This window comes from Butyricimonas faecalis (assembly GCF_003991565.1).
Classification (GTDB): domain Bacteria; phylum Bacteroidota; class Bacteroidia; order Bacteroidales; family Marinifilaceae; genus Butyricimonas; species Butyricimonas faecalis.
This window is the reverse complement of record NZ_CP032819.1, coordinates 2,187,634-2,199,738: the sequence shown is the minus strand read 5'-3', so window position 1 is coordinate 2,199,738 and position 12,105 is coordinate 2,187,634. Positions and strand designations below refer to the sequence as shown.

At 43.6% G+C, this 12,105-nt stretch carries 7 protein-coding genes; 5 read left to right on the top strand and 2 right to left on the bottom strand.

Translation table 11 applies throughout. The annotated features are described in order from the left end of the window. Positions 1–21: 21 nt before the first annotated feature. Entirely contained in the window at positions 22–336 is a 315-nt protein-coding gene (locus D8S85_RS09675) for a DUF3467 domain-containing protein (protein WP_106480524.1), read from the top strand. Positions 337–422: 86 nt separating this feature from the next. Here D8S85_RS09675 and corA read toward each other — a convergent pair whose 3' ends face one another. Continuing rightward, positions 423–1,484: a magnesium/cobalt transporter CorA gene (corA, locus tag D8S85_RS09670; protein ID WP_106480523.1), complete on the bottom strand. Its 1,062-nt coding sequence runs from the start codon at positions 1,482–1,484 to the stop codon at positions 423–425. 418 nt (positions 1,485–1,902) lie between these two features. Here corA and D8S85_RS09665 point away from each other — a divergent pair, with 418 nt between their 5' ends. Then, positions 1,903–3,747: a 2-oxoacid:acceptor oxidoreductase subunit alpha gene (locus D8S85_RS09665; RefSeq protein WP_106480522.1), complete on the top strand. Its 1,845-nt coding sequence runs from the start codon at positions 1,903–1,905 to the stop codon at positions 3,745–3,747. Between the two features lie 2 nt (positions 3,748–3,749). Then, positions 3,750–4,766, top strand: coding sequence for a 2-oxoacid:ferredoxin oxidoreductase subunit beta (locus tag D8S85_RS09660; protein ID WP_106480521.1), 1,017 nt, complete (start codon positions 3,750–3,752; stop codon positions 4,764–4,766). 60 nt (positions 4,767–4,826) lie between these two features. Here the strand turns inward: D8S85_RS09660 and D8S85_RS09655 are convergent, their stop codons facing one another. Next, the gene (locus D8S85_RS09655) at positions 4,827–7,199 is read right to left on the bottom strand and encodes a GH92 family glycosyl hydrolase (protein WP_106480520.1); all 2,373 of its coding nucleotides are present in this window, start codon (positions 7,197–7,199) and stop codon (positions 4,827–4,829) included. Between the two features lie 117 nt (positions 7,200–7,316). On the opposite strand from D8S85_RS09655, the gene D8S85_RS09650 reads away from it, so the two are divergent. After that, on the top strand, positions 7,317–9,470 hold the full coding sequence (locus D8S85_RS09650) for a cation:proton antiporter (RefSeq protein ID WP_106480519.1): 2,154 nt from the start codon (positions 7,317–7,319) through the stop codon (positions 9,468–9,470). 17 nt (positions 9,471–9,487) lie between these two features. Beyond that, positions 9,488–12,097 carry a hypothetical protein gene (locus D8S85_RS09645; RefSeq protein WP_127075022.1) on the top strand — a complete coding sequence of 870 codons (2,610 nt, stop codon included), beginning with the start codon at positions 9,488–9,490 and terminating at the stop codon, positions 12,095–12,097. Positions 12,098–12,105: the final 8 nt, after the last annotated feature.

Here is a 12,105-nt window from a genome sequence, read left to right as displayed (position 1 = left end):
GAACTATTAACCCAAACTATTATGGAAGAGAAGAAACAACAATTCGATATCGAATTAAATCACGATGTGGCACAAGGAACCTATGCAAATCTGGCTATTATTTCTCATTCATCCTCCGAGTTTATCGTTGATTTTATCCGTATCATGCCGGGAATGCCCAAGGGTGAAGTGAAAAGTCGTATTATTTTAACCCCGGAACATGCGAAACGGTTGATGTTAGCATTACAGGATAATATACGAAGATTCGAGAGTGATTTCGGAAGAATAAATTTGCCGGAAGGCGGTCCTGCAGCCCCTATGTTCCCGGTGGACTTGGAACCACAGGGACAAGCTTAAGGAAATTTAGAATGTAAAATTTAGAATGTAAAAGTGCGTGAGTCATTCTAAATTTTAAATTCTAAATTCTAAATTCTAAATTTGTGCTAAAGCCACTTTTTTCTTTTGAAGTAGAGGAGCATGGTGATCGTGATGATGATCATGATACCCCAAAGGATGAAATAGGCGTAGTGGTGTTTTAGTTCGGGGATATATTCGAAGTTCATGCCGTAGATTCCGGCAATAAAGGTGAGGGGAATGAAAATAGCTGAAAAGATGGTCAATACTTTCATGACATCATTTTGTCGGTTTCCAATATTCGTTTGATAGAGATTTATTTGATCTGAGACCATGGAGTAGTATATTTCGATGGCTTCTTGGGCTTGTACCACCAAATCATCCAAGTCGTGTAAATAGAGGTACGTGTTTTGGTTTATCAGTGGAGAGTCACAATTAATGAAACGGGTTGTGACTTCTTTGAATGGACGTACGTTTTTCCGGATATATGACAGTTCTGTTTTATAGTGGTAAAGGTCTTCAAGCACTTTGGCGTCTGCTTCTAAAATTGTTTTACCGCGCTCTTCTATGGCTGCTCCTAATATTTCAAGATTAATGATATAGCTGTCAACGAGGGTGTCCAACAGGGCGTAACAGAGGTAATCCGTCCCGAAGGAACGGATGCGGGTTTTGCCGTCATACAAGCGTTTTTTCACATCCTTGAAATAATCGGCATCTGTTTCTTGAATGGTAATCAGGTAGTGGGAGCCGACAATAAAAGAGAGTTGTTCCATGTGTACGATGCCGTCTTCCTTGCCGAAATAGAAGGATTTGGCAATGATATATAAATGGTCGGATTCTTCACTGAACCGGGGACGTTGGTCCGTGTTTAGAATGTCTTCCAGAAATAGGGAAGATATATCGAAAGCTTTACCCATATCGGCAATCAGTTTAGTGTTTTGCAAGCCGGATATGTTGATCCAGGTCATGTGATCGTTGGATACGATGTCGGTTATGTTTTCCATGGTTTCCGGAAAGAACTCCTTAAGTCCTTCTGACGTGTATTGGATAACCTGAATGGAGTTCTTCGTCATTTTTTGTTTGCCGATGAAGATCAGGGAGCCGGGTGCGGTTCCTTTTGATTTTGTTCGGTCTTTAAGAAAACGGGCCATAGGATGGAATTAAAGTTAATAATCAAAAGCGGTTCAAATATACTTTGTCGCTCTGTATAGATGTTTACTTGATAAAATTATACAAAACTTATGATCTATACAATTTGAAGACTGATTTTGTTCTATATTGAAAGAAATTTTATGGCTAGAATTTTCAATTGTAACAAAAAAGTAACCGGAAAACGACGGAAAAAGATTCGTTGTTTAGAATTGTTTTATTTTATTTGTACTGAAAAATATGTTTTTTGACATGCTTTGACTTGATTGTCAATGTAATATCGAAAGAGAAAAAAATACTGATACAAACTTGTTTAGATATTAGTATTGGCTACCTTTACGCATGTTTTACAACATAAAATTTGCGTGATATTATAGAATATAATTTAATATTTAATATTTAAGAACAAGTAACTAAGTCATGAGTGAAAAGACAGAAGTTATCGACAAAAAAGACATTGTGATTCGTTTCTCGGGAGATTCGGGAGATGGAATGCAATTGACCGGCCAGCAATTCTCGGATGCTGCTGCTTTATTTGGAAACGGTGTATCAACGTTTCCGGATTATCCTGCTGAAATACGCGCCCCGCAAGGTACGGTTGGCGGTGTTTCCGGGTTTCAAGTACATATTGGGAATGATCCCATTAAAACACCGGGAGATTTTGCAGACGTGCTCGTGGCGATGAATCCTGCCGCTTTAAAGGCTAACTTGCGTTGGGCAAAGAAAGGTGCAACGATTATCGTGAACTTGGATGCATTTACTGACAAGAACATCGAGAAAGCCGGGTATAAAGAAAACCCGCTGGAGGATGCAGTCTTGCAAGATTATAACGTGGTCCCCGTGAAGATCACGACTTTAACGGAAGAGGCTTTGAAGGACAGCGGTCTGGATCAGAAGTCTATCGTTAAATGTAAGAATATGTTTGCTCTTGGTATGATTTACTGGATGTTCGACCGTACGGTGGATCACACAAGAGCTTTTATTAACCAGAAGTTTGCCAAGAAACCGGAAATCGCTAGCGCTAACGTGAAAGTGTTGGAAAGCGGTTTCAATTATGCTGCTAATGTTCATGCTTTGGCTGTACACTTCAACGTGGCTCCCGCTCAGATCGAGAAAGGGCGTTACCGGACCATTACCGGTAATAAGGCTACGGCATGGGGATTCTTGGCTGCTGCTGAAAAAGCGAATTTACCTTTGTTCTGCGGTTCATACCCTATTACTCCGGCAACCGATATTTTGCAAGAATTGGCGTTGAGACGTGATTTAGGTGTGAAGACCTATCAGGCAGAGGATGAGATTGCCGGAATTTGTACTTCTATCGGTGCAAGTTACGTGGGTAATCTGGCTATCACGACAACTTCAGGGCCCGGATTGGCATTGAAGAGCGAGGCTGCCGGTTTGGCGGTAATGGCCGAGTTACCTTTGGTCATCGTAGACGTGCAACGTGGTGGTCCTTCAACCGGTCTTCCCACGAAAACGGAACAATCTGACTTGTTGCAAGCTCTTTACGGACGTAACGGTGAAAGCCCTATGCCTGTTGTCGCTGCTAGTACTCCCGGAAACTGTTTTGACTATGCTTTCTGGGCGGCTAAAATTGCCGTGGAGCACATGACTCCGGTTGTTCTGTTGACAGACGGGTTCTTGGGTAATGGCGCTCAACCGTGGAAGATTCCTTCATTGAAAGATTATCCTTCTATTACCCCGAGAGTGGCGAAAGAAGGTGATGATTATAAACCATATGCTCGTGATCCGGAGACATTGGCCAGAATGTGGGCTTTACCGGGGACAAAAGGTTTGGAACACCGTATCGGTGGTTTGGAGAAGGTGAATGTAACGGGAGAAATTAGTTACGTTCCTGAAAACCATCAAATTATGACTGATTTGCGTGATGCTAAGGTGGCTAAGATTGCTGACTACATTCCTCAACAAGAGATTTTCGGAAGCCAGAATGGTGGTGATACCCTCGTTGTCGGATGGGGTGGAACTTACGGTCACTTGTACTCGGTGGTTCGTGAATTGAGAGAAGAAGGTAAAGACGTGAGCTTGGCTCATTTCAACTTTATCAACCCGCTTCCGAAGAACACGGATGAGGTTCTTGGTAAATTCAAGAAGATTATCGTTTGCGAGTTGAACTTGGGACAATTTGCACAATATTTGAGAGCTAAATTCCCGCATTACACGTATTATCAATATAATAAAGTAGCCGGATTACCTTTCACGGTAGTTGAGCTGAAAGAAAAAATAATCGAATTATTAGGAAAATAATCATGGCAGAACAATATACACCGAAAGATTTTAAGAGCAACCAGGAGATTCGTTGGTGTCCGGGTTGCGGTGACCATGGTATCATTAACTCCGTACAGAAGGCCATGGCTGAATTGGGGTATCCGAAAGAATCGTGGGCAGTTATTTCCGGAATCGGATGTTCTTCCCGTTTCCCCTATTACATGAATACCTACGGTTTCCACACGATTCATGGCCGGGCTGCTGCTATCGCATCCGGAGCTAAGAGTGCCAATCCGAAATTGAATATTCTTCAAGTTTCCGGTGACGGTGACGCTTTGGCTATTGGTGGTAACCATTTCATTCATGCTATTCGCCGTAATATTGATATCACCACGTTGGTGTTCAATAATGAGATTTACGGGTTGACGAAAGGACAATATTCTCCGACCACGAAGTTGGGTACGAAAACCAAAACTTCTCCCTACGGAACAATCGAGACTCCGTTTAATCCGGGAGAGTTGGTAATTGGTGCGCAAGGAAAATTTTTCGCCCGTACGTTGGATATGAATATCAACTTGAGCGCAGAGGTTATCGAGGCCGGAGTGCGTCATAAGGGTACTGCTGTTGTGGAAATTCTTCAAAATTGCGTGATCTTTGCTGACGGGGCTCATGCCGCAATTACGGATAAAGAGATGAAGGAAGATCGTCAATTGATCTTGAAACACGGGGAGCCAATGGTTTTCGGAAAGAACAAGGATAAAGGTATCATGTTCGATATGAAGGCCGGTAAGTTGAAAGTTGTCGAGATCGGTAAGGATGGTATCACGTTGGATGACATTATGGTGCATGATGCTCACAGCGAGAATCCTTCGATACATTGGATGCTGGTACACATGAAAGCTCCGGAGTATCCCGTGGCTTTAGGGGTTATCCGCGATGTGGAAGGTACGACTTACAATGATGCGTTGGAGGCTCAGATTGAAAATGTGAAAGCAAAATCCCCAATCCGTTGTGTTGAGGATTTATTGAACAGCGGAGACGTTTGGGAAGTAAAATAATGGGTGAAAGCCTATATGATAAAAAAGTCCGAGGTACACTCGGACTTTTTTATCATATAATCATTTGGAATGAGGCATGGATGAAACTCCCCATCGGGTATTGGGGTGTGCATCCATGTGTAATTTTAAGTGTCCACCATTGAGCATTTCCCGGCGATAGAACCAGCAATCTTCTAGCGGTTTCCCGTTGAGAGTTGCCGACTGTATGTAATAATGGTTCGGGGCATTATTTTCTGTTTCAATCACGAATGTTTTACCGGAATAGTACCGGGGGTCGAGTTGAATCGTGATTTTACGGAATTTGGGACTGCCGATCTGGTAAGAAGGGGTGATATTGGTTCCACCTTGCACGTCAAATAAACCCATTGCTGCCATCACATACCAAGCCCCTAATTGGCCCTGATCTTCGTCCTGTCCGTAACCGTAACCATGTTCCGGGGTGATACCGTAAAATTCATCACAGATCAACCGGGTGTATAGTTGTGTCAACCACGGTTTCCCGGAATAGTTGAATAACCAAGCGTCGTGGAGACAGGGTTGATTGCCTTGATTATACAATTTTTCGACACCGGAAAAGCTATCGATCTCTTTTCCCCCACCGAACAGGGTTTTCCGGGATTCGATAAACGTGTTTTCCAGTCTTTCGTTGAAAAGATCAATGCCCATGAGGTTTATCAGACCTTCGATGTCATGGGGAACATACCAGGTGTATTGTGCGGCATTCCCTTCTTGGAATCCTTTCCAACCTTTCAGAGGCTCGAAGTCTTTCATGAAACTACCATCCATTTCACGGGGACGCATATACTTTGTCTCCGGATCGAATAGATTTTTGTAGGCGTACGAGTATTGCATGAGGGTATCGTATGCAGCCGTTTTTCCGATCGCTTTGGCCATCTGAGCTGCCGCGTAACAACTAAAGGCGTATTCCAACGTGTGGGAGGCCCCGAAGTTGCAGACCCAGTTGTTCGGATATAGATAATCTTTCAAGGGTACAAAACCTTGTTTGATAAAGTATTCATTGTCATATTTCCCATTACCCATATCCCGTCCTTTGTATTCCAGCTCGTTTTTACAGATGGCACTCCAGGCTGTTTCAATGTTGAAGTCACGAATACCGGCTTGGTAAGCGGCACATATAATTAAGCCTTGAAAGTTGGTTTGTACGCCGTTCGTGTATACTCCGGCGGCTTCCCCGTCGTGTAGCCAACCGGAATTTTCGAAGAAGTCCAAATTTGATTTTATGTAACTAGAGAATATTTCAGGATAGGCTAATGTCCAAATTTGGGTAAGATTCCAAAAACCGCCCCACATACCGTCGGTGTTGTGATGGGAATAAAGGGGAATCCCGTTTTTGTCCAAAGGTATTTGTCCGATGGTCTTATCATGTCGTATGTATTGTCCGTTTATATCGTTGGCAATCCCCCTGCCGAGTAGGGCATGATAAAGTCCGGTATAGAATTTGGTTTTGTCTTCCGGGGTTCCTCCTTCTACTTGAATACGGCCAAGCATTTCATTCCAAGTCTGGCGGGCGGCATTTTTCACGTCATTGAAGCTTTTCCCGGCGGATTCTGTATCCCGGTTATTACGTGCATTTTCGATGCTGGTATAGGATAGACCGACTTGCATTTGTATTTGTTCTTTGGCTTTTGTTTGGAAAGTCAAATACAGTCCGCATCCGGGGCCTTTTACCGTGTTGGCATTTTCTTGTATGTTCTCGTCAACAAATGTCCCGATTGTTTGTGGCTTCTTGTCCAGTTTGGCGGCAAAGAAAACTTTTATTTTCCCGTCCGGTTGGCAAAATGTAGCATAAATCGGATAATTCTCCACCCATCCGGTTACCTCATTGGTCTTCGGGTGATACGTGACTTCTGCATCCGTGATGGTGGCACTTTCTCCTTGTTTGTGTCCGATGTCGAACAGTATTCTTGACGTGGTGGATTGGGGGAAGGTATAACGGTGAAAGCCCGTCCGGGTGGTAGCCGTGATCTCTGCTTTGATATTGTAATCCGTGAGTGTTACGGCATAATAGCCGGGGGTGGAGACTTCTGTTGCCTTGTCAACGCGTGAACGATAACCGGCATCCGGATCTTCCAATGTCCCCGGTAAGGTTTTTAGCTCTCCGGTGGTGGGTATCGTTACGACTCCCCCTATTTGAAACTCGTGAAAATGGGCGAAACCTTCAATGGAAGTATGACGGTCATCGTATCCACAGGGAAGCCAGCTACCATAACTTCCGTAAGCGTTGGTGGTCGGAGCCAGTTTGGCCATCCCCATGGGAAGTGCAGCCGGGGTATAGAAGAACCAGCGGCAATGTACCGAGCCAATTTGCGGATCAACCCAGTCTACCGGTTGTTTCTTTCCCGGAGTAGGTTGACACATGTAAAAGCCTAGGATTAATAGGCATAGGCTAAAAAGGCGAATTGTGGTTTGCATCTTTTTCTTAGATTAAGGTGATTTCGCTGACAAATTTATCTTTTTTACTTCTTTATTCATTAAAAAAGAATAAATTTGTAATGTAAAGAGTAGAAACCCCACTAAAATATTCCTTTTATGTTGAATCCGAATATATTAAGTATTACATTACCATTAACGAATCCCGTGTTAATCTTTTCTGTAATCCTTTTTATTATTCTGTTTGCTCCACTTGTACTACATCGTTTTAAGATTCCGGATATAGTCGGTTTGATTATTGCCGGAGCATTGATCGGACCTTACGGTTTGCATATCATGGATCGGGATAGTAGTATCGTGTTGTTCGGGACCGTGGGTTTATTGTATATCATGTTCGTGGCGGGGTTGGAAATTGACATGGCGGATTTTAAAAAGAACAGTAAACGGGGTTTGATATTTGGTCTTTACACGTTCTTTATCCCGATGATATTGGGGACATTGGCCGGAGTTTATTTATTGGATTTTTCTTATCCTACTTCCATTTTATTGGCGAGTATGTTTGCCTCTCACACGTTGGTGACGTATCCGATCGTGAGTAAATATGGAATCACGAAGAACCGGGCGATCAACGTGACGATTGGTGGGACTGTGATCACTTGTCTGCTGGCCTTGTTCGTGTTGGCGGTTATCGTGGGAATGTCCACGGGTGAGTTGACCCAGGGATTTTGGATCCAGTTGGGTGTTTCCACGATCGTGTTTGCTTTTATCGTGCTTTGGGGATTTCCTTTTGTCGGACGCTGGTATTTCAAACGATATGATGATCGCGTGGGGCAGTTTATATTTGTTCTGGGGCTTGTTTTCTTTGCCTCTTTCTTGGCTGAGGCGGCAGGATTGGAAGCCATTATCGGAGCATTCTTGGCCGGATTGGCATTAAATCGCCTGATACCGAATACATCGGCGCTGATGAACCGGATTGAATTTGTGGGAAACGCTTTGTTTATTCCGTTCTTTCTGATCGGGGTCGGAATGTTGGTTAATTTCCACGTGTTCTTGTATGATCTGACCACGATATGGGTGGCTGTTGTCATGTGTGTGGTGGCAACCGTGTCAAAGTTTATTCCGGCTTGGTTGGCGCAGAAGAATTTCCGATTTACGGCTTCTGAAAGGACTTTGATTTTTGGGTTGAGTAACGCGCAAGCGGCTGCGACTTTGGCAGCTGTTCTTGTTGGGTATAACGTTATTCTGGGAACAACGCCGGAAGGGGAACCGATTCGTTTATTGAATGAGAGCGTGCTGAATGGCACGATCGTGATGATTTTGGTGACTTGTATCATCGCTTCTTTTGCCACGCAGAAAGGGGCTCAGGAGGTGGCTTTGGCTGAATTTGCGGAAGACGAGAGCGTGGACAATGAAGAGATAGAAGATCGTATTTTGATCCCGTTGAGTAATATCGAGAATGTAGAGGAATTGGTTAGCCTGGCTGTAACGATTAAATCCAAGAAGGTGAAAGCCGTGATGACAGCTTTGAACGTGATACAGGCGGATGAAGGGGACAGTATGGCGGAGAAGAAGGCGAACCTGTTGTTGGAAAAAGCAACAAAAGCCGCGGCTGCAACGGATAATGAGCTGGTGACTTCCCTGCGTTATGATGAAGATATTGTAAATGGTATTAAGAATGCCACGAAAGAACATAAGATAACCGATATTGTACTGGGACTTCGTAAAGAAGGAGTTATTTCCGATACTTTTTTGGGGAATCTGACAGATCGGGTATTGTCGAAATGTGCCACGACGACGTTGGTTTACCGTCCCGCACAACCTTTGTCCACGATAAAGCGTTATATTGTGGTGGTGCCGTTTCGGGCAGAGAGAGAGATAGGCTTCCCTTACTGGGTAATTCGCATATGGAATATGGCTAAAAATTCAAGCAGCAAGATCGTGTTTTATGCCGATACTGCCGTGTTGAATGTTTTGCAGGATATACAGGCCAAGCATCATATCGAGGTGGAATTCAATGAATTCAATAATTGGGATGATTTCTTGATCATATCCCGTGATGTAAAAGAGAATGATGCTTTGATGATCGTGATGAGTAGAAGGAATTATCCCTCTTATTTGAAGAATATGATGATGATCCCGACTTATTTGAACAAGTATTTTTGTAAAAATAGTTGCATTCTGGTTTATCCGATGCAGATAGGCATTGGTGAACAGGAGTTAGGAGCGTTAAAGAGTATACCTCATGCAGATTCTCACGATAGTTTGGATGATTTGGCTGATGTCTTGAGGGGATTGTTCAAGAGAAATAAATGATTTAATTGGTTTGCCGTATGAAAAAAGTAATCGTTCTTTTGGGTATTATTTTATTGGGATATGCTTTTAAGGAGTTTTCTCCTTTTGAGAAGAAGTTGATAGCTAATTTTACGGCACAGATTCGGGAATTGCAGCAGGAAAAAGTGTACCTGCACACGGATAAAAGCGTGTACACGGTGGGAGATAAGTTGTGGTTCCGGGCTTACCAGGTACATGCGGCAGCGATGTTTCCGATGGTTTTTAGTCATTATATCTATGTTGACTTGATCGACCGCCGGGATTCCGTGATTCAGCGGGTGAAAGTCGTGGGTCGGGATTCTTGTTTTTTCGGACAGATCGAGATCCCGAAGGATTTGCAACAAGGTGACTATTCTCTGCGGGCTTTTACTTATTACATGCAGAATGCGGGGGAGGATTATTTTTTCAAAAAGAAGATCCGGGTGATCAATCCGAAAGATTCAAGGGTATGGACGGACGTGACGTACACGAAAAACCGGACGAATAATTACACGGCGACAATTCGTTTGTCGGACGGGCAGGGAGAGCCGTATAGTCGGACGTCGGTGACTTACATTGCAGGCGTGAAGAAGGATCAGTATTCCGTGAAACCGGCCCGGACGGATAAAGACGGGAAGTTTGAAGTGAAAATTGATACCACGATGAAAACGATCGAAGTGGAATTTCAGGATGGGCAACCTTTCCCGTTCAAACGCTATATTTATATTCCCTCGCAATTGAAGGATTTTGACGTGCAATTTTTTCCGGAAGGAGGGAATTTGTTATCGGGGAATTTTCAGCAAGTGGCATTTAAAGCTATCGGAGCGGACGGGAGAGCCGTGGAGGCCACGGGTGACGTGTATCAGGACTCTATCGTGATTGCAACGGTTCGTACCCGGCATGACGGAATGGGAAAATTCCGCTTGCCCGTGAATTCGGGAAAGAAATTTTATGCCGTGATGAAAACGGAGGACGGGGTGGAGAAAAGGTTTGAATTACCTGAAGTTTCGGAAACGGGATGGGGACTTTCAATTATTCGGAAGGATTCGATCCTGAGTTATCGGGTGCTCAAGGGGGAACAGGCAACGTTGCCGGAGGAGCTATATACCGTGATACATTGCCGGGGTATCGTTGTCGGGATGAATCGGGTAAACGGCTTGCAGAAAGGAAGTGTTAACTTGAATATCTTACCGGAAGGAATTTCGCATATTGTGTTGCTTGATGCCGCGGGAAACGTGTATAGTCAGCGGCTATTTTTCGTGAAACGCAATCAACGTCCGGAATTGAAGATCACGACCAATAAGCCGACGTATATTGCCCGGGAATTGGTAGAAATGGAGATCGATTTTGAAGATGCGTATAAGGGTATGTTAGACGGATCGTTTTCAATCTCCGTGACGGATGACCAGAAAGTGGTGCAGGATTCTTTGGAAGATAATATTTTGTCCAATTTGTTATTGACCTCGGATTTGAAGGGGTATATTGATAACCCGGCTTATTATTTCAATGACACGATTCCGGAGGTGGAGGATAATCTGGATTTGGTGATGATGACACACGGGTGGACCCGTTTTGACGTATCTAAATTGGCTAAAGGGGAGTTTGATGATTTTAAGTACCCGTTGGAAGTCGGTCAAGTGATTTCCGGTAGGGTGAATAATTTCTGGGGGAAGAAGTCCAAGGGGGCTAATATCGTGTTGTTGTCTAACTATGGCCTTTGTCGTATGGTGGAAACAGATGAAGAGGGGAATTTCTTGATTGACGGATTGGCATTTCATGATAGTACTTCGTTTTTAGTACAAGCCCTAAATGCAAAGGGACGTCGAGGAGTAACCGTAAGAGTGGATCAAGATGAGTTTTTACCACCTCATTACACCTTGCCCAATACATTGGAAGCCAAGAAAAAAGAGGACGATTTTTATAAGAAATTCGGTCAGGATTATTATTACGAAAATGGAGAAAAGGTGTACGTGTTGGATGAAGTCCTCGTGTCTCGCAAAAAACAGAAAAAGAGTTATTCATTCTATGATCATTTAGCTCATTATCAATTGGATTCAACCCGGATTGCAGAATATTCGATGATGCCTATCGAGTTAATTATTCAGCAGTTGCCGGGAGTGACATTTGAGAAAGATGATGAAGGGAATGACTGTTTTAAACATTTTGGACGAACGTTGTATGTGCTTGTGAATGATTTTGAGGAGACAATAGATCAGGTCCGGTTGATTCCTGCAGGGGCATTGCGTAATATTTCCATGTTGGACCAGATGCAAGGTCGAACATTTTTTGGCGATCGGGGAGCTAACGGGGTATTAATTATCTCCGCGGAACCGGGTTGGACACCCAAGGATTTGGGACGGCCTAATATATTGCCTTTTAAAATCATGGGATACCAGATTCCGGATGCATTTTACGTGCCGAAATACGAAATTGATTCCGTGCGCCGGGATAATCGTTATGACGAGCGTTCGACAATTTACTGGAAACCGGTGGTTAAAATCAGTAAAGATGCGCCGGCTAAATTGTCTTTCTACACGGCAGATACTTACGGGAAATATTCTGTTATCGTGGAGGGAATAACGTCAAGAGGGGTGATTTGCCGGAAACGTGTTCCTTTGATATTGAAATAATTCAAAAT

What these genes read in the sequence shown, in the direction of transcription:
- D8S85_RS09675 (WP_106480524.1), top strand. Translation starts at nt 22, where the DNA reads ATGGAAGAGAAGAAACAACAATTCGATATCGAATTAAATCACGATGTG.
- corA (WP_106480523.1), bottom strand. Translation starts at nt 1,484, where the DNA reads ATGGCCCGTTTTCTTAAAGACCGAACAAAATCAAAAGGAACCGCACCC.
- D8S85_RS09665 (WP_106480522.1), top strand. Translation starts at nt 1,903, where the DNA reads ATGAGTGAAAAGACAGAAGTTATCGACAAAAAAGACATTGTGATTCGT.
- D8S85_RS09660 (WP_106480521.1), top strand. Translation starts at nt 3,750, where the DNA reads ATGGCAGAACAATATACACCGAAAGATTTTAAGAGCAACCAGGAGATT.
- D8S85_RS09655 (WP_106480520.1), bottom strand. Translation starts at nt 7,199, where the DNA reads ATGCAAACCACAATTCGCCTTTTTAGCCTATGCCTATTAATCCTAGGC.
- D8S85_RS09650 (WP_106480519.1), top strand. Translation starts at nt 7,317, where the DNA reads ATGTTGAATCCGAATATATTAAGTATTACATTACCATTAACGAATCCC.
- D8S85_RS09645 (WP_127075022.1), top strand. Translation starts at nt 9,488, where the DNA reads ATGAAAAAAGTAATCGTTCTTTTGGGTATTATTTTATTGGGATATGCT.